The following is a 19,056-nucleotide window of genomic DNA, read 5'->3' on the forward strand; positions in this document are numbered from 1 at the left end:
TGCGCTACAACCATGAAAAGACACGCAACATCAGATGTTTAAATGAAGTTAATGATTATGTTTTGCTTGTCTTTTAATCATGTTTGCTTAAATGCAGGTAATACATTGCCTATATGAAGTCATAACGGGTTTGTTATGTTACAGGGTGTAAATATTATTACATTTGGCGATTATTCTTTACATATTCCATGAAGGCTTTGTCTGCGACCGACAAATAGCCGTCTTTTCGCCATGCAATAGCGATGTTCAATATAACCGGCTGTTCGAAGGGGATCGGCACCAGTCCAGACTCATTCTCTGTCACCATGTCTAGCAGCGCTGCGACAGCAAAGTCATTGCGGACAATTTTTAATATCATCGGCAGTAAATTGGTTTCAAAAGCAATGTTGGGCTCGAAGTTATTTTCTTGGCAAATACGATCAATGTATTCGCGATGGAAATAACCGGGTTTGAACATTACCAGCTCTTGCTCGAAGAAGGTTGCGAAGTCGATGCTGTCCAGGTCGGCTAAGGGGTTTTCAGGATGGACGGCTGCGACCATCTGGGTGGTGAGCAGGTGCTCGGTTGCCAACCGGTCCGGCACATGGTCGCAGTGGATGATTCCCAGATCGAGCTCTTTATCTAGCAGCATCCGGCGGATGGTTTGCGTTCCGGCCTCAACGATGGTTAGTTTGAGATTGGGGTATTGGCTCTTGAAGCCCATCAGAATATCGGGCAAGTAGTATGAACCCAGCGAGCTGGGCACGCCCAGCTTGACCTCTCCCTTGGTAAGCCCTTTTAGCTCTTCCATCGCGACGGTGGCATCGTGGACGCTTTGTAGGATCAGGCGCGCATGGCGCAGCAATACCTCGCCCTCCGGGGTGAGGGAGACCCGCCGTTCATTGCGATCGAACAGGACAATACCCAGTTGCTCTTCGAACTTTTTCACCGCGATGCTAAGTGCGGGTTGGGCAATATGGAGCTTGGCTGCGGCACGGGTGAAGTTGGCAGTGTCAGCCAGTGTGACAAAATAATTGAGTTGTCGGATATCCATTGGCTATATATTTCCTTTATCACTTCCATATTTTTAATATATTTTCATTATTCCTACCGAATTGCTACGTTTAAAGCAGTTTTCCTTTGCCGACAACCGACATGATAGACATACAAACGACTGAATACCGAAGGGCAAGTTTCGCCCTGTGTCTGGGCTCATTCCTCATTTTCTGCAATCTGTATTTATTCCAGCCCATGCTGCCCCTGATGGCGGAGCATTTTTCGGTTTCGGCCACCCAGGTGAACTGGCTGGTGGCAGCCGCAACATTGGCGTTGGCCGTGACACTCGTGCCGTGGGCGGTATGGTCGGAGCGTATCGGGCGGCGTTTGGTTATGTTAATCAGTCTCGCGCTATTGCCGGCGATTGGGTTTATGATGCTGACCGCTGAAAGTTTGCTGATGCTGAGCTTGAGCCGGGCCCTGATGGGAGCCGCCTTGGCCGGTTTCGCTGCGGTGGCGGTGGCATATATGGCTGAAGAGTTTACTCCGCGGGCCTTGATGCTGGCCGTGGGGGGATATATCAGCGCCAATTCACTTGGCGGGATTGCTGGCAGGATCTCCGGCGGGTTTTTGTCCGAGCGTTATGGCTGGCAAGGTGCGGTTGTCTGCATGGCCGTGTTTAGCTTGCTGGTGGCGATAGCCATTTATTTTCTGTTGCCCGAGCAGCGTAACTTCAGGCCGGTCAAGGGGCAATTGAGACAGCAGACCTACAGTGTGTTGGTGCACCTGCGAACTCCAGAGTTGTGGCAGGCGATGCTGATTGGCGGGGTTAACTTTGCCTTGTTTGTTAACTTGTACTCAGTCATGGGCTTTCGCCTAGTCGCGGAGCCTTATTCGGTGCCGGTTAGTTGGGCGTCGATGATTTTCCTGTGCTATCTCAGTGGGACGGTTTCGGCCAAATTAAGTGGCCGCTGGACTCAGCGCTTCTCGCCTGTGCTGGGTATGGTGCTGGGCACCGGTGTCAGTGCGCTGGGCATGTGGGTCGCTTGGTATGAGTCTGTTGTTGCTATGGTGATCGGGCTGCTGCTGATCAGTTCGGGGGCGTTCTTTACCCATTCACTGGCCTATGGCTGGGTAAGCCAAAGAGCCAAAACTGCAAAGGCAACGGCAACGGCACTGTATTTGGTGCATTACTATGCCGGTGGCAGTTTAGGTGGCTTCTATTTGATTGGTTGCTGGCAGTATTTCGGTTGGACCGGGGTTATAGCGGGTGGTTCTCTGCTTTATGCTCTGCTGGGCGGGTTATGCTACCGGCTATACGCAGGAACAGAAGGAAGCTCAGATGCACCATTGTCATCTGAGCCCCGCTAGGCCAAACGTTACGGGGGAAGCCGGTATTGCCGGTCTCTGTTGCGCGATTACTTGTATTTGAATTGACCGACCATGGCATCTAGCTGAGCAGCCATATCCGCTACACCTTGGCTGCTTGCGCTGGCCTGGCCGACGGCCGATGCCGTATCGGTTGCCAGCTCAGCGATACGGTGGATGTTTTGGTCGATTTCTGCTGACACCGCTGCTTGTTGCTCGGACGCCGAGGCGATCTGCAGGCTCCGATCCGAAATGTCGGTTATTGCCTCAACGATCAGATCGGCGGCTTTTTGTGCTTGTTGAGTGTGTGCCACGGTTTCGCCTGCCAATGCTTGGCTGTGCTGCATCGCTGATACACTCTGGTTGACCGTCAAGAGCAACTGCTCGATGGTTTGCTCGATTTCCTGCGTCGAGCTATGGGTTCGTTGAGCCAGTTGCCGGACTTCATCGGCCACGACGGCAAATCCTCGGCCGTGCTCCCCTGCGCGGGCGGCTTCGATCGCCGCATTGAGCGCCAGCAGGTTGGTCTGATCGGTAATGTCCCTGATCACTGAGGTCACCTTGTTGATATTTTGACTTTGCGTCTCCAGCGTCAGGATCTGTTGCTGTGCGGCTTCAATTTCGTTGGCGAGCGCATTGATCGACACCGTGGCCTGCTGGCTGATCTCCAAGCTTCGCACCGCATTTTCCTGTCCGTGTTGCGCGGCCGCCGCCGTATCATTGATATTGCCGGCTATTTCGCTGCTGGTTGCCAGCAGTTCATTGATTGAGGTGGCAACGTTGGCTGATTCGCCTTGTTGCTGCTCGGCATTGGCTAGGCTGGCTGTGGTGGCAGATTTAGACTCGTTGGCTGACAGCGAGAGCTGTTTGGAGATCCCGGCAATATTACTGATGATGGTCTGCAGTTTACCGGTAAACCGATCAAAAGAGCGGCTTAGCTGCGCCAATTCATCTTCGCCCTGGGCATTCATACGAGCGGTCAGGTCACCGTCGCCCTGGGCGATGTCTTCCATCATACGGTTAACGGCATTGAGCCGCTGGCTGATGGTGCGGCTGATCACAAGCAGCACCAGCGTCATAACAAGGGTAATGGCACATCCCCCCAGCAGGAGGATCGTTTTTTCCTGCGATTGCATGTCGTTTATTGCCGTGACGATCGTCTGTTCGAGATGCTCAATATGGCTTTCAACCTCATGGACATTGGTCCTTAGTTCGCCGTAAAGCCCTTCAGAATAGGTGAGGCCAATATCGGTATAGCCTTGCACTAGTTCATCGAACATCATTTGATAGACAATTAGGCTTCTTTTTATTGTTTTTTGCTCCGCTGTGGAGAGTTCGCTATTGGCCAGGGCCAAGAATAGGGTACCGAGATTGTTGTCAAAGGCGGCAACGTGGTTCGGATCTTTGGTGATGAGGAAGTCCTTTTCATTACGGCGTAGGGTCAGCAGCAGCCGGTATAGCTTCTCGTTGCTGGTAGTGAGTAGCAACTCTTCTGTTTCGTTGGCTGCTGAGCGGATGTTGCCCCGCAGTCCATCGGAAGGTGTCAGGCCCAGCAGGATGGTTTGATCGGCGATGATATTAAATTGGGTGGCATAGCGGTCGAGTGATGCCATAACCTGATCGAACTCCGAGTTATTCTCGTCGCTGTACTGCGCCAGCAGGGTTTTTACTTGCTCTAACCTCGCATTGAGGCTGATTTGCTTATGGTTGAATTTCTCTATGTAGCTCTCATCCAGGCGGGCGAGGAAGTCTTTTTCGTAGCGGCGTAACGTCAGCAGGTCGGCACTGCTGTGAGCTGTTTCCTGGGCGGCAAGTTGTAGCTTATCCAATTTTATGAAAGAAAGGGTTTCGAAGGCACCGAACGCCACCATGGCACCGAACAGAAATAGGCTGGTGAGGTAGAGTTTTGCTTTAATTGTTTTGAAAAAATGGGTTTGCATTTCACTCTCCCTGTCAGTGGTATACCCAAGTGATATAAGGTGCTGGGTTTAGCGACGTTATGTCGATAAATGGCGACACAAAAGTCTGTATTGCCATATACAACTATAGGATCAGAAATGAAAAAATCCCGAAATTTGCCTTAAAGTCGGGGAACAGGGGCAAACTTCGGGATCGAGGGTTAAGGTTAGATACTTAGGCTAAAGCCATGGCTAGCAGGGAAACGGGGTGGATGGTTTCCAAATGGGTATTTTCTTCAATCTGCCATTTACAGGTTTCGCAGTCGGTAATCGCATAGTCGGCTTTGGAGCGCTTGATCTGATTGAACAAATTGCCACCGATAGCCATCGAGGTTTCATAATTTTCCGTTTTGAAACCGTAGGTTCCCGCCAGACCACAGCACTGGCTGTCGAGTACTTCGACCTCAAGGCCCGGGATCAGCTTCAACAGTTCGATGGTGTACAAGCTGCCGCCGGTTTTCTCCAGGTGGCAAGGTGTATGGTATACCACCTTCTTGTTCAGCGGTTTCATCTTCGGGGCGCGCCCGTTCATGAACTCCTTGAGCAAGAAGCGGGTCACGTACTCTATTTTGCTCGCAACCTTGCTGTTATCGACTTTTAGTACGTTCGGGTACTCTTCTTTTAGTGTGAAAGAGCAAGTCGAAGACGTGGAGAGAATAGGGGCATCATGCTTCTCAACCGCAGCGGAAAAGTTGTCGATATTGAGCTTGGCATTTTTCTTCGCCTTGTCGAAAAAGCCATTGGCAATCAAAGGTACGCCACAGCACTTTTCCTTGTCCATCAGTTGCACGCCAATGCTCATCGCATTCATGACGCTGACAAAGTCTTTGCCCAGCTGAGGGTGGTTGTAATTCACATAACAGCCATGGAAATAATGCACTTGCTTGGGATAAAGCGCTTGGCTGGTACAGTTTTGTTTGTACCAGCGGCGGAATGTGCCATGCGAGTATTTTGGCAAGCTCTTGTGATCATGCACGCCAATGGTCTTGTGCATGATTTTCTTGACCGGTTTCAACCCTGTGATGGTGTTGACGATCGGTGCAAAGGGGGTGGCTGCCGAGCCCATTAAGTCGGTATGGCTTAACACAAAGTCACGGATAGTCTTGATGTTCATCGGTAACTTGGCATGCTCATCGCGGGCGACGGCTATCATATCGCCGATTTTCACACCGGACGGACAGGCTGTTTCACAACGCTTGCAGTTGGTACACAGCTTTAATGTCTCATCGTAAAAGTCAGGGCTTTTGATCCGCAGGCGCTCACCGTCTGGGCCGCATTGCTTAGGGCCAGGGTATTGCGGGTTCGCTTTGGCGACCGGGCAGTAGACAGTACAGACTGTACATTTGATACATTGGTCGAAGCTGGTGTCTTTTTGCAGAAGGCTCATGCGGTAGTCCTTTCTTGTTTTGGCTGTGTATCTGCTTGCTGTTGCTGATGGGCAGTGATCATCTGCTGGGCAACAAAATATCCGGTGGAAATGGCGACCCCGGAGCCAGAGCCTTCCTGGACCGGATCGTAGTGGGCCAAAATGGCACCGGCACAGTATAGGTTGCTGATCACTTGCTGGTTGATTGTCGGGTTCAGCCGGTTATTGCACTCAACCCCCATCTTCATGAACGGGTGGCTCTGCGGGGTGAAAAACTGTGGTTGATACCAATGATCCCGGTGGGCGCTTTGGGCCATATCCAAGCCAAAGATGGGCTCGCTCACTGCATGGCGCTGTGCGGACAGGCCTTTGCTGAAAAAGCTACCGCTTGCCAGTAGGAAGTGATCCGCGACCAGTGGAATGTCTTCATGGTTGCGGGTGAAAATCTTCATCAGGCGGCCATTGCTGAATTCGCCCTTGCGTACTTCATCACCAGCCAGTAGCAAGCCGCCCAAGCGCTTGTAGTGTGACTTCATCGCTTCTTCGAGGCGGATCCCCAGCAGCGAAGGTGGCATGGTTGGCAGCTCACAAATTTTAAACCCGGTCAGCCCTTCCAGTAGCTTGATGGTTGCTGCGCCATCGCCGTTGCCGAAGATGGCTGGCAATACCACAAGATCGGCCTTGCCGACCTGCTGGATCATGGATTTGGCAAAAGCATGCAGCTTGGTCTCGTCGCGCAGAACCCGAGAGATATCAATCGAGCGGAATTCGCAGGGATTGCGCTGCATGTTGTCGAAATCAGGGAGCTCGACCGCAGCCGTCTTGATCTTAACGCCCTCGAAGGCGCTGAGCTTGGCCAGGTTATCAGCCGCCAGTTGGGGCTGGAAATCCCGGAAGCCATCGACCGTGACCAGGGCAATCTCCGCTAGCCCTTGGGCCAGCTGGTGGTGCGGGAACTGGTGGACAGTTTGCTGTGACAACCAGGTGGAACGGAAGGTACCCATCGGGGTGACTCGGTAATGGTTCATCTCATCAGGTTGCGCTGTGAGGTATACCCCGCAGTCGGCCATCACATCCTGATACCAGTTAATGGCTTCACGGCACTGCAGCTCCCCCAGCTTGCTGTAGGGGTGGGATGGAGATTGGTTTTTCAGATCGGCAAATGCAGAGAAAGGTGCACCGACGTTCTCACCATTGGGCAGGCGGCTGAGCACGTCAACCGAGCCTGAAGAGAAGTGCAGGGCGCTCTGACCGGCTGCGATGACTGCTGTTTTCAGCCCTGCTTCAGCACAGCGGATGGCGCAACTTAGCCCTGCGACACCGCCGCCGATGATGATGCTATCAAATTTCATTGTGTTACCTCGTCAGCAGGCTGGGTTGTGGCAGCAGTAGGTTGTTCGGTTGTCACGGCTGCTTGTTGCTCAGGAAGATCGCTAACGCCAAACAGCCCTTCATAGATCCAGTAGGTGAACTCGCCTTCACGCAAAGCATCGCCCCAGAAAACGGGTTTGATCCCTTTCCAGCGCTCTTCTAGAAACTCCTCCAGCAAGTGGCTGGCTGCATTGCCTGATGTTTTTCCGTACTCAGAAAACAGGCCTGCGGCACGGTAGGAGCAGAGCTCACCTTGGCACGGGCCCATGCCGATGCGGGTACGGCGACGAAGGTCGACAAGGTTGTGAACATCCAAGTCCTTAATGGCATATTCCACTTCACCGCAAGTCACCATTTCGCATTCACAGATCACCGCCTGGCTTTTCTTGTCATCGCCGAGGAACTTCTCTGCGCGCTCGCCATGTCGGTAGAAGGCCGATTGGTAAACCGGCTTGGCAAGGCTTGCCGTCGCCAGTTTTTTCGGCTGGGCTTGCTCAGAGCCAGGAAGTGGCTTTTCATGGGTAATGCACGGGGCGGTGTTGCCGAGTTTTTTCGCCACCATGTCGGTAGTCCATTCGGCCATCATCCGGTAGGTCATCAACTTACCGCCGGTGATGGTTACAAAGCCGTCCAGGCCGTCACGCTCGGCGTGATCGAGTAGGACGATACCACGGCTGATATTTCGACCGCTGGTGTCGCCATCGACAGCGACCAACGGCCGGACGCCTGCATATGCGCGCAATACCCTTGTATTAGCCATGATCGGGGCGAGCTTGGTGCCTTCCTCGAGCAGGATGTCGATTTCTTTGCTAGTGACATGAAGATCATCAATCTTGTCGTAATCGATCCGCTCGGAGGTGGTACCGATCAGCGAGATGGTATCGCCGGGCACCAGAATGTCGGCATCGGACGGTTTACGGCAGCGGTTGATCACCAGGTTGTTGATACGGTAATCAAGGATCAGCAATGATCCTTTGGCCGGGAACATCTTGATCGACAAATCCCCATATTCACAGATTTGCTGGCCCCAGATCCCTGCGGCATTGACCACTTGCTTGGCGCGGATTTCAAATGATTGACCTGTTTTCATGTCCAGGCAGTAGACACCACGGACCGTTGCCCCGTCACGGATCAGACCGGTGACATGGGTGTGGTTAAACAGGCGGGCACCATGTTCAACAGCATCCAGTACATTGGAGGCCGATAAGCGGAACGGATCCAAGGTGCCATCGGGGACTTTCACTGCGCCAATCAGCGCAGGGTTACAGTTTGGTTCGAGGCGAAGTGCGTCTTGAGGAGCAAGTTGTTCAACATCGATATCTGCAGCCTGACAAGATGAAATGAAGGTTTTCTGGAAATCGAGATCGTCATCAGGCAGGGAAATGAACAGCCCTTGGGTATCTTCAACACAGTGGCGTGCAATGTTTTTCAGAATACGGTTTTCCTGGATACACTCTTTGGCCGATTCCTGATCGGTTACGGCGTACCTGGCTCCCGAGTGGAGCAGACCGTGGTTTCTTCCTGTAGTCCCTGATGCGAGATCATCTTTTTCAACTAGGATGCATGGGATTCCGCGCAAGGCACAGTCACGCATAATACCCGTACCGGTTGCGCCGCCGCCTATGATCACAACATCTGTTTCAAACCAACTATTCATGTTCGTTTTCGCTTATTGTTTTTGGTCAGTGGATCAGGAAATGGAAAATTCCTTCTACTTTATGCGCTTTAATATGCCATTTTTTGTAAGGATAATATTTGATCGGCTACACATTTATGAGCGTTCGCGCATTCGAACGCGCCTATTTGTGATTGTTTGGCTGAAAAAGAAACAATCTGCAGTAGGAATCATCCTTGGGAAGGCGGGAAAACTATGAAATTAGCAGTCGTGTAGGTAAACGAAACTTCAGATGGCCTTGCCGTCGTATGTTTAAGGAAGGGGCGGTGAACGATTTAGGCGATGGCTTTGCGTCTTTCGCTCAGAATGGGTCTGTAGCCGATAGGGTGGAAGCGGGTGCAATCACGGCCAGCATCTTTGCAGTCGTACAGCGCCCTGTCAGCTCGCTCAATTATGGATGAGAGCGAGTCGCCGCTAGCATAGTTGGAAATACCAATACTGGCTGTGAAGTTGATAGCGGTGTTATCTATTCCTGTTTCGATTTCCAATGCGCGGATGCGCGATAGCATTCGCTCGGCCATTCTCTCTGCGTCGCAAGAGGTGCATTGCGGCAGGAAGAGGATAAACTCTTCGCCGCCGAACCGGCCAAACAGATCGGTTTTGCGGATTTGTTGCTGCATAAAATGGGCAAATTCTTTCAGTACTTTATCACCGACACCGTGCCCCCATGTATCGTTGATCCGCTTGAAGCGGTCGATGTCAAACAGCAGAACGGAAAAGGGCTGGCCTTTTTGCGCGCAGCTAGCTAGATACTTGTCCGCCAGCTGCAGTAGCATCCGGCGGTTGTATACCCCCGTAAGCGGGTCGAGGGTGGCCTGACGGTAGAGCCGCATCAACATGTGCAGTTTGGAGAGCTGAGACCAAACAACCATCAGGGCCAATACGTTCTGTAACCAGTAGCTGGCGATATTTTCAGGGTTTAGCAAATGACCGGCCAAGGAGTCGACCAAGAGCTGCGTGATAGCCGTCACTGCCAGCATGCAGAGGCTTTCTTTTAAGGTTACTGGCAAGATGGTTAAGATAGCGACATGCACAATCGGCAACAGGGTATAGCCATAGACAAATCCACTATAGACCGTCGGAAAATCCAGAACCCAAGCAGTATAGAGGTAAAACAGGTTAATACTGCCGACCATCAAGCCCATGTACCATTGGGCTCGCTTCAACGTCGTATGCTGGTGGTTTTTCCACGCAATTCCCAACAGTACTCCACCAAGCAGTAGCCGAGAGGCGGCTATTTGGTGGTTGACTGGGTCGGCGAGCAACATCAAATCAAAAGGCAGCCAAAGAATAACCAAGATGCCCCATACCGAAGAGAGCATGGTGATCCGGCTGCGAAGGTATCCGCTACGGGTATTTCTGAAGCTGGTGGAATGAGCGCGGGCACTCCAGAGATCGGGGATGTATAACTTGAGTGATTTGAACAGTGGCAGCAGTGAAGATGTCATAGCGATTGTCCTTGCTAATGTCTGATAGTCCTAGATCCAAACCGCTATTGATCTCTGATGGCGAGTAATTGCTATTATTTCACGCAGGCGCTTATTGTTCAGTGATATTGATCCAAAATGTAAGCCACATTTGCCTAGCTTTGTTAACAAAATAAGAACGATAAGCCTACCTCCCACCAGGAACGGCAGTTTCGCAGTTGGTATCAAAGGGAGGAATTGCTATCATCCACACACTTTGTTAGGCCTTATCTAGATATTCCCATGAACACTGCTTTAATTTTTCTGATCCCTGCTTTGCTTGGTGCCCAGTTGATTCTGAGTTTGGTCCTTACTAAAGGAGAGATTTGCCCTGGTCAGCGGGGAAGGGTTCATAAAACCTTACCCGTTCTTCTTGTGGGTTGGTTAGTCGTAGCACTGGCCCAGCCTTATGCTTTCTTGCCATTGGCGGCCTTGGGCTACTTTACCCTGAAAGTCAAAACAGGCAAAACCCGCGATGCGGGCCCTCTCAATGTGTTTTATGCAGCTAATGTACTGGCGTTTTTTGTCTGGTTTTCTTTGCTGCCCACGTTGACTCTACCCGTGGCCATTTTGAGTTTGGTCAGTATTGCGCTGTTTGGTTCACTGGTTGCTCACATCCTACTGACACAAGCGAGAACCCGTCTGCAGGCATTTCACCGTTTGCTGCCGTTTGCAGGGTTTGTCAGTGCGATGGTAAGTGTACTTTGCCTGTTATGGCTTGCTTACCAGCTTGATGAGACTCAATTGGCGTTATTGACTAATAATGTGGTTGCGGCTTTGGTTTTGCTTGTAGCAGGTTTGCTTGTGTGGTCGATGCATCTGTTGACTGGCAAAACGGTTAACCGTTGGCAATTGGTTGTCGCTGCCGGCATTTTAGTGATCTCAGCCAACATGCAGGTCGCATTAATGTAATTTTAAGGCTATTTAGCCTCGGCAATATCGGTGAAATGTGAGGCGGCGCTTTCTCTTTCCGCCTCACTCTGTCTATGCTTACTCATGAGTGAATACTTACCGAGGGGCAGGCAGTATGGAGATTAATAATCTTTTGAGCATGGATGGCAACATCGTTCTCGGTATCGTGAATGAACGATTACGCCTTGAGTGTTCGACAGTCGAAGAGTTGGTCAGTCGCTACGAACTGGACTTCAACGAGTTAAATCAAAAAATGGAAGACTTGGGTTACCATTACGATCCTATCAACAACCAATTCAAATAATTCCACCTTACCTTTTGTCCTGGCTGCATCGGCGTCAACCGCTATCATGCAGCCTTAATTCCTTCTAAATGAGTCTGGCATTGTTGTTTGGCCGTCGCAAAAAACGCAGATAAATAATGCCGTTCGCGTTCTTGAGCCCTAATGGCTGCAAACAAGCGTCGCCACAGCCCATCACCCAATGGCTTGCTGATAATCAGCCCCTGACGGGCAAAGTCGTAGACTGCCCAGTTTGGCAGCGCAGCAACACCTAGTCCAGCAGATACCATCTGTATCAGCATCAGGGTATTATCCGCTTGCTTCCAGTTTGCGGGCTCTACGCCAGCTGGTTGCATAAAATGCTTCACGACATCAAGCCGGCTTCGTTGTACCGGATAGCTCAGCATGGTTTCTTGGGCCAAATCTTCAGGCAAGATAATGTTTTTGGCAGCCAGTGGGGACTGCGGAGAAACGATCAGACGCATCTCAAAATCAAATAGGGGTTCAAAATGGATGTCACTGCGGGGCTGAATATCCGAGGTGATGACAAGATCGAGTTCACCCGCGCCCAGAGCGGGCAGAGGCTCAAAACCAAAACCTGAAGAGAAGTCCAGCGCGACGTTTGGCCAATGAATCTGGTATTCCTTGAGGGCCGGCATCAGCCACTGGAAGCAGGAGTGGCACTCGATCGCCATGTGAAGGCGGCCATTGGTATCTTCTTTCAGGCTGGCTAGCTCATGCTCGGCCTGCGCCAGTCTTGGAAACAGATCATCGGCAAGCCGCAATAAGATATCGCCCTCAGCCGTAAACTTCACGGGGCGGGTTTTACGCAGGAAAAGCTGGCTGCCTAATCGCTGTTCCAAATCTTTCAGTTGATGCGACAAAGCAGATTGGGTCAGACAGAGTGTATTGGCTGTCGCGGTTAGCGATCCGGTATCTCTCAACACAGTCAGTGTTTTTAAGTGTTTAATTTCAATCAAATCGCTTCCTCTTGCTTTTCTACTTTGGTGCTATCCCTGAAACGCTTTTTAATGTAGCGAGAAAATATAGCAGTGTAAACATCTAGACGGCCAAATGCGATTATATCTAAAAATACACAAGTGAATTCTTATGAATTTTATTCAAGATAAACATTAATGATAAGAAATTGCTCATGGTCCGAGCGTGGGTCATTGTTAGTCCAACAAAGAAGAGAATGCATGGACGGAGCAATAATGACTTTAAAAACAACAACACATATTTTGGGATACCCGCGAATCGGCAGCCAGCGCGAGCTTAAGTTTGCTCAGGAAAAGTACTGGCGTGGCGATATTTCGCAGGCCGAGTTGAATGAGGTCGGCAGCTTGCTGCGTCACCGTCATTGGGGGGAGCAATCGGGGGCTGGCCTGGATTTGGTCACAGTGGGTGACTTTGCATGGTACGATCATGTCTTGGGTACCAGTATGCTACTTGGCCATTTACCCAAGCGCCACCGCAGCGGTTTCCCGGATTTGGATACCTTGTTCCGAGTCGCCAGAGGTAAGGCTCCCACGGGCTGCGAGTGTGCGGCTTCGGATATGACCAAGTGGTTCAACACCAACTATCACTATATCGTGCCGGAATTCAGTGTAGACGATGAGTTCAACGTGAGCTGGCCGCAGCTGTTCGAGGAAATTGCTGAAGCGAAAAAAGCTGGCCACAAAGTAAAGCCGGTACTTTTAGGGCCAGTTTCATACCTTTGGTTGGGCAAGGAGAAAGATGCCGGATTCGATAGACGCACATTGCTGCCAAGGCTACTGGCTGCATATCAGCAAATTCTCAACAAACTGGCAAAGCTGGATGTTGAGTGGGTCCAAATTGACGAGCCGGCCCTTGGTCTAGAGTTACCCAAAGAGTGGGCCGATTCATTCAAGATCGCCTATCAGGTACTCCACGGCTCGCCCAAGCTGCTGTTGACCACTTACTTTGACAGTATTGCTCACCAACTCGATACGATCACCGCACTCAGCATCGATGGCCTCCATGTCGATCTCACGGCTGCGCCGGAGCAGTTCGATGAGGTGGTTGAGCGCTTACCTGCACACTGGGTATTGTCTGCCGGGGTAGTCAACGGCCGTAACGTTTGGCGCGCGGATCTGACCGCTTTGGTCGAAAGGCTGAAACCGGCCAAAGCAGCACTGGGCGAGCGGCTGTGGCTCGCGTCTTCCTGTTCATTGCTTCACAGCCCGATGGATTTGGACTTGGAAACAGAGCTGGAGCCAGAAGTCCGTCAGTGGCTGGCTTTTGCCAAGCAAAAATGCCGCGAGCTAACCTTGTTGGCCCAGGCTTTAGATGGCAACGACATTGCGCTCGAAGAGTGCGATCGCTACAGCGCGCCGATTAAGGCCCGGGCGACCAGTAGCGTGGTGAATAACGAGCTGGTGCGTCAACGTACAGCGGCAATCACAGATGATTTGGCAACAAGGAAGCTTCCTTACGCCGAGCGCGCCCGTGTGCAGCGCCAAGCATTGGGACTGCCCCTGCTGCCGACAACAACCATTGGTTCATTCCCTCAAACCAATGAAATCCGTTCCCAGCGCCGGGACTTCAAAGCAGGCCGGTTGGCAGAGCAGGATTACATTACCGCAATGCAGGGGCATATCAAGGATGCGGTTGAGCGCCAAAACCAGCTGGGGCTTGATGTCTTGGTGCACGGTGAGGCCGAGCGCAATGATATGGTGGAATATTTTGCCGAGTTGCTTGAAGGCTTTGCGGCCACCCGCTTTGGCTGGGTACAGAGCTATGGCTCCCGCTGCGTCAAGCCTGCGGTTATTGTGTCAGACATCTACCGCTCGGCACCGATGACCGTATCTTGGGCGCACTATGCCCAATCGCTGACGGACAAACCTGTTAAGGGAATGCTCACCGGTCCCGTTACCATTTTGGGCTGGACGTTCCCGCGCGAAGATCTCAGTCGTGAGGAGATCGCCAACCAGATCGCATTGGCACTGCGGGATGAAGTGGCGGATCTGCAAGAGAAGGGGATCAAGATCATCCAGATTGATGAGCCCGCGATCCGAGAGGGAATGCCACTGAAGGCAAGCCAGTGGCAGGCTTATTTGGACTGGGCAGTGAAAGCGTTCAAGATTTCCGCTGCCAGTGCTGAGCCAGCAACCCAAATTCATACTCATATGTGCTATAGCGAGTTCAACGACATGATTGAGTCGGTGGCTTTACTTGATGCCGACGTGATCACCATCGAAACCTCTCGCTCCGACATGGAATTGCTTGAAGCTTTTGAAGCGTTTGACTACCCAAATGAAATTGGCCCGGGGGTATATGACATCCACTCGCCGAATATTCCCACCGTCGAGCAGATCACTGAACTGGTCGCGAAAGCGCAAGCACGAATTCCGGCCGAGCGCCTGTGGGTGAACCCGGACTGCGGATTGAAAACACGTAGCTGGGAGGAAACAGAGGCTGCTTTATTGAATATGATCGAGGCCGCGAAGATCCTTCGTCAGTTGCACCAGTCTAAAGTGGGGTAGGCGGTCAATATTGGCCAGTAGAAGCGAGCCCCCAGCAAAAAATGGCTAAGGGGCTCTGGTGCCGCTCAGGAGCGACCTTTGATATCGTCAAAACTAGGCTTGTAGTCTGATTGGGTATATTTGGTCTTTAGTACTGGAAAGCGAGTTCTTTCCTTCTGTCCCTGCAGCTCTTTGCTGGTGGGGACATAATTGGAGGGTTGGTATTTTACTGTCTGGGGAGAAACCACACTGTTGTCATTGCGGCCTTGCAGCTCGTAAGCGACAGCCGAATTAGCAAAGCATAACCCTGCAATAATAATGAACGCGACATTTTTCATAACAGCCTACCTTAGCAAGATTGAAAAGGATACCGAGTTGTCTTATTGCCCAAGCGGTATTCTTGGAGCGCATATCTTGATGCGGCTTGGGTCTATTTAGCTTAGCTGATAAAAAATCATTACCATGAGGATTTACAAAACTTTAAGTTGTCGAATTATCAATAAAGCCGGACTGACGGCATAATATATTTTTATATAGAGTCAAAAGTTATATCTAACGTATTGAATAATTGTGTAATAAATACAATTAGGATCTAACAACCAGTCTTGGCAATATTTGCACGAAACATAATCGTATCGTAAATAAGACAAATCTAGGCCATTGATGGCCTAGATTCGGTTTGGACGCTCGAGAGCCAGTTTGAAAGTCTCCGGAAGGATACTTGGTCTTTTGAGCCTTTCTCCTTGGGGCAACGGATAGCGTGGCAGCTTTAGCCATTTGCAGGCTTTCGACCATAACTGGGCGTCAAGCGACGGGTCGATATCCATAAAGTTACAACCTTCCTCAAACGCCTGCGGATAAACCGGGGAGTTGCTCATTGAGCCGAGCAAAGGATAACGCAGGTGGCCCAATACACGCTTGAGTAATTCGACACCTTGGGAACCCTTTTCATTTCGGGTGGCGACGATAGCGACCGGTATGCGCCTGTGCTTGCTGGCCGCTGTGTTTATGAGCTGTTGGGTAAAATTGAGCATTGCATGGATATCGACGGGGGTGGGTTGTACCGGGATCACGATGCGATCGGCAAGTGCTATGTAACGCTCCAGCTCGACCGCGCTAAAATTGGACGGGGTATCAATGACGATCACCTCGCACTCTGTATCTACCTTGACTGCCAGAGAAAACAGTTGTCCGCGGTCGAAATTGAAGTGATGGCCCTCAACCCGATCGTTGTTGTGGCTCCAGTAGTGCGAAGTCCGTTGCTCATCGAGATCGAGTAATTCCGTTCGGCAGTGGCGACTGAGTACACTAGAGAGTGAAATGGCAAGCGTGGATTTTCCTGCCCCCCCTTTCTTGTTCAGGATCAGTATTTTTTGTGCCCGAGATGACTTAAGCCCACAGAGTTTTCGCACAGAACTCACCTACTTGTTCTCCCGCTTATTTTTCAGTACTGATCTTAATAAGCGACGGCAACGACCAGAAAGTAAATAAGAAAAAAACAAAAATGAAAAAAGGCGCCGACAGGGCGCCTATTTAAAGAGTATGGCTGTGATAGATAATTTATTCAGCGTCGGTACGTGTAAATGTAAGTGTGTGCTCTGCGCCAGTTAGAGTGAGCTGGTTACCCGCGACTGTGGCCGCGCTCCAATCCATAAGCGTAGCGCTCATTACACGCTCTAGCTCCATTGCTGGCTCAGGACAAGCCATCATGGTCATCCCCATTTTCTCGATGCGAAGCTTACCTTCATTGAGCTCTGCCTGACCGAAATAACGGTTACAGCCGGCATGACCATTAGCACCTAGATCAGCAGACAGTTGAAGGTTTGGTGCTTTGAAAGGTTCAGCAAGCTGAAGCTCGTTACCGTCAACTTTGTTCAGTACCCAGTTAAACGTGGCAAGGTCTGTTTGGCTAATCATCGCGGTCGTCGGCTCGCTATCAGTGTTAGATGCACAAGCAGCAAGAATAACAGGTACTGCTAACGCGGCAAGAAAACGTTTCTTCATTATCATAAATCCCCAGAAGTCAAAATGATTACCAGGCAAAGCATTATCTCACTGGATGGTTTGCCAAGTAACTAATTGTACGCCGTTTTTTATCTTGTTTTACAATATATATCAGATTTTCGTGTGATAGAAAATAGAAAACACACTTAACACTGTAATATTCAGGTTTGGTTAGGTTTTACCCTATTTCCAAGCAGTTTAACGCACTTGGATATACAGATGGTAGTTTAAATAACACCAAATGAAAAAATGTTAAGCCCGCGTCATTTATTCATAGTCCAATTAATTTCGCTGAGCCTGTTACCTTGGTGTTATTTAGGGGTGTTTGCCTTGTTTATCATGTGCAGATGAACATCTTGTTGCGGGAATGGAATAGAAATCCCTTCTCTGTCGAAGCGCATTTTGACTTCTCTGGTGATATCCCAGTAGACGTCCCAATAATCCTCGGTCTTGACCCAGGGACGCACGATGAAATCGACAGAAGACGAATTGAGGGTATGTAGCTTGATCGTAGGCTCGGGCGAGCGGAGTACCATCGGGTGCTCTGTGATGATTGCCTCCAGCACTTTCTCGGTCTTTTCGATATCATCACTATAGCTAACGCCAAAGACCATATCGACCCGGCGCACCTTTTCATGAGTGATATTTTTGATGGTATCGCCCCAGATCTTGCTGTTGGGTACGATGAGGATCTGGTTATCAAAAGTCTTGATTGTGGTGCTGACTAGACTCATATGGCTTACTTTGCCCGAGGTGCCACCGGCTTCGACAAAGTCGTCGACGTCGAAAGGGCGGTAGATCAGCAGCATCATACCGGATGCAAAGTTCGACAGGGTGTCCTGCAAGGCAAAGCCGATTATCACCCCGGCGACACCGAAACCGGTCAGGACCGGCGCAAGATTCAGGCCTATTTGCGACAGGGCAATCAAGATACCTATGCACAATACAGTGTTGCCACTGATAGAGATGAAAAAGTCCTTCATCAGTTGCGACATCCGCAGGGTTGGAGCCGAGACTGCCCGGGTGACGATATGCCGGGTGATGTTTTTCAAGATTTTAAAGATGAAAATGATGAGCAGGAAGATGAATATTTTGAACAGGGCCTGCGGGGTGTTTTGTGCCAGCCAGTCACGAAAATCTTCTAGCCAGTCGGACAGCAATGACAGGATGACCTTATAGTCTAATATCTCATTGGTCAGGTTACCGGAGATCACGAACAGCTGCTTGGTGAAATCGGTGGTATCGATTTTCATTTTGTTAGCAAGATCGACGATAAACTGCAGGTTGTCGATATCACTGGTGACTTCACGCTGGGCGAAGATGTACTGTAGTTGCAATGAGGCCTTTTCTTCATCGGCGGCAGATTTGATTTGGCCCGATAGCACGCTTTCCTGCTGGTGGTCGAATGATAGCTTGGCGGATAAAAAATCGAGTCGCTGTTCGATGTCTTTGATCAGGGCCTGCTTGCTCTTGTCGGCCGGGGTGCCGAGTAACTCCAGCCAGCCGAAGTTGACCCATTGTTCACTCAAGATTGTATGGTAAAACGCGGTGGTTTCGTTGAGCGTTTTTTGGGTAATGAGTTTCTGTTCTAGATCGACATCATCGAGGTCGTTTTGCAGCTTGGCGATCCGTTTAAACAGAAAATCAATGGCAAGGGTAAGGTACTCGACCTGTTCGTTGACAAACTTCGTGACTTTCGGGGTGTTCTCTTCGGTTCGGTTCTTGATCAGGTTTTGCAATTCAGCCCGGATATCCTCATTTTTCTTTAGCATCTGCATATCAATGATATTTTTTGCTGTGCCGACTTTTCCCTGTGATTCCCGGTAAAGCTCAGCCATTTCCTTGTCTAACTGCTCTATCTTGGCAAATTCATCCTTTTTTTGTTCCGGGGCTTGTTCGGTTTCCTCGGCAAAAGACAAGAGGGAGAAGAAGAGGGCGAAGATAACTAGCCAGCGCATGAATCGGACTCCGAGCGATACCTAAGTATCAATAAACATAGAAATCCATTGCGTTGGTGCTGGCTTATTTTCAGGAAAGGAAGGAAGAAAAAATGTTGACTGAGAAAAAAAGGCCCCCTACTTGAGGGGGCAATGTTTACCATCGCTAGTATTAGTGCTTTTTCTATATTTGTTTTAAATCAGTGGCTTACTGATTTAATCAATAGCTTACATAACCCCTAATTATGCTATTTTCAGC

Annotated in this window: 15 protein-coding genes; 4 read left to right on the plus strand and 11 right to left on the minus strand. The window is 50.4% G+C overall.

The window, feature by feature from the left end; translation table 11 throughout:
- Positions 1 to 157 precede the first annotated feature (157 nt).
- Entirely contained in the window at positions 158 to 1,033 is an 876-nt protein-coding gene (locus tag PTW35_RS06680; RefSeq protein WP_281027028.1) for a LysR substrate-binding domain-containing protein, read from the minus strand.
- Positions 1,034 to 1,134: 101 nt separating this feature from the next.
- On the opposite strand from PTW35_RS06680, the gene PTW35_RS06685 reads away from it, so the two are divergent.
- Positions 1,135 to 2,346 carry an MFS transporter gene (locus PTW35_RS06685; protein ID WP_281027029.1) on the plus strand — a complete coding sequence of 404 codons (1,212 nt, stop codon included), beginning with the start codon at positions 1,135 to 1,137 and terminating at the stop codon, positions 2,344 to 2,346.
- 47 nt (positions 2,347 to 2,393) lie between these two features.
- Here the strand turns inward: PTW35_RS06685 and PTW35_RS06690 are convergent, their stop codons facing one another.
- The 5 genes from PTW35_RS06690 to PTW35_RS06710 form a co-directional block, all read right to left on the minus strand.
- A complete protein-coding gene (locus PTW35_RS06690; RefSeq protein WP_281027030.1) occupies positions 2,394 to 4,283 on the minus strand; it encodes a methyl-accepting chemotaxis protein in 1,890 nt (629 codons plus the stop codon).
- A 193-nt stretch (positions 4,284 to 4,476) separates the two neighbouring features.
- A complete protein-coding gene (gene glpC / locus PTW35_RS06695; RefSeq protein ID WP_281027031.1) occupies positions 4,477 to 5,688 on the minus strand; it encodes an anaerobic glycerol-3-phosphate dehydrogenase subunit GlpC in 1,212 nt (403 codons plus the stop codon).
- Entirely contained in the window at positions 5,685 to 7,019 is a 1,335-nt protein-coding gene (gene glpB / locus PTW35_RS06700; RefSeq protein ID WP_281027032.1) for a glycerol-3-phosphate dehydrogenase subunit GlpB, read from the minus strand. Before glpB ends, glpC begins: the two co-directional genes overlap by 4 nt.
- The gene (gene glpA / locus PTW35_RS06705; protein WP_281027033.1) at positions 7,016 to 8,695 is read right to left on the minus strand and encodes an anaerobic glycerol-3-phosphate dehydrogenase subunit A; all 1,680 of its coding nucleotides are present in this window, start codon (positions 8,693 to 8,695) and stop codon (positions 7,016 to 7,018) included. Before glpA ends, glpB begins: the two co-directional genes overlap by 4 nt.
- A 293-nt stretch (positions 8,696 to 8,988) precedes the next feature.
- On the minus strand, positions 8,989 to 10,161 hold the full coding sequence (locus PTW35_RS06710; RefSeq protein ID WP_281027034.1) for a GGDEF domain-containing protein: 1,173 nt from the start codon (positions 10,159 to 10,161) through the stop codon (positions 8,989 to 8,991).
- 261 nt (positions 10,162 to 10,422) lie between these two features.
- On the opposite strand from PTW35_RS06710, the gene PTW35_RS06715 reads away from it, so the two are divergent.
- Positions 10,423 to 11,091: a hypothetical protein gene (locus tag PTW35_RS06715; RefSeq protein ID WP_281027035.1), complete on the plus strand. Its 669-nt coding sequence runs from the start codon at positions 10,423 to 10,425 to the stop codon at positions 11,089 to 11,091.
- A gap of 115 nt (positions 11,092 to 11,206) precedes the next feature.
- Positions 11,207 to 11,395 carry a DUF4250 domain-containing protein gene (locus tag PTW35_RS06720; protein ID WP_281027036.1) on the plus strand — a complete coding sequence of 63 codons (189 nt, stop codon included), beginning with the start codon at positions 11,207 to 11,209 and terminating at the stop codon, positions 11,393 to 11,395.
- 44 nt (positions 11,396 to 11,439) lie between these two features.
- Here PTW35_RS06720 and metR read toward each other — a convergent pair whose 3' ends face one another.
- Complete coding sequence (metR, locus tag PTW35_RS06725; protein WP_281027037.1) at positions 11,440 to 12,351, minus strand: HTH-type transcriptional regulator MetR; 912 nt, start codon at positions 12,349 to 12,351, stop codon at positions 11,440 to 11,442.
- 234 nt (positions 12,352 to 12,585) lie between these two features.
- Between metR and metE the strand changes: the two genes are divergently transcribed.
- A complete protein-coding gene (gene metE, locus PTW35_RS06730; RefSeq protein WP_281027038.1) occupies positions 12,586 to 14,877 on the plus strand; it encodes a 5-methyltetrahydropteroyltriglutamate--homocysteine S-methyltransferase in 2,292 nt (763 codons plus the stop codon).
- A 65-nt stretch (positions 14,878 to 14,942) separates the two neighbouring features.
- Here the strand turns inward: metE and PTW35_RS06735 are convergent, their stop codons facing one another.
- The 4 genes from PTW35_RS06735 to PTW35_RS06750 all read right to left on the minus strand — a co-directional run bounded on the left by PTW35_RS06735 (position 14,943) and on the right by PTW35_RS06750 (position 18,818).
- Positions 14,943 to 15,194: a hypothetical protein gene (locus tag PTW35_RS06735; RefSeq protein WP_281027039.1), complete on the minus strand. Its 252-nt coding sequence runs from the start codon at positions 15,192 to 15,194 to the stop codon at positions 14,943 to 14,945.
- A 330-nt stretch (positions 15,195 to 15,524) separates the two neighbouring features.
- A complete protein-coding gene (locus PTW35_RS06740; protein ID WP_281027040.1) occupies positions 15,525 to 16,268 on the minus strand; it encodes a ParA family protein in 744 nt (247 codons plus the stop codon).
- A 148-nt stretch (positions 16,269 to 16,416) separates the two neighbouring features.
- Positions 16,417 to 16,860: an META domain-containing protein gene (locus PTW35_RS06745; protein WP_281027041.1), complete on the minus strand. Its 444-nt coding sequence runs from the start codon at positions 16,858 to 16,860 to the stop codon at positions 16,417 to 16,419.
- Between the two features lie 311 nt (positions 16,861 to 17,171).
- Positions 17,172 to 18,818 (minus strand): mechanosensitive ion channel family protein, encoded by a 1,647-nt coding sequence (locus PTW35_RS06750; RefSeq protein WP_281027042.1) that lies wholly within the window; start codon positions 18,816 to 18,818, stop codon positions 17,172 to 17,174.
- Between the last annotated feature and the right edge of the window lie 238 nt (positions 18,819 to 19,056).

This window comes from Photobacterium sp. DA100 (assembly GCF_029223585.1).
Classification (GTDB): Bacteria; Pseudomonadota; Gammaproteobacteria; order Enterobacterales; family Vibrionaceae; genus Photobacterium.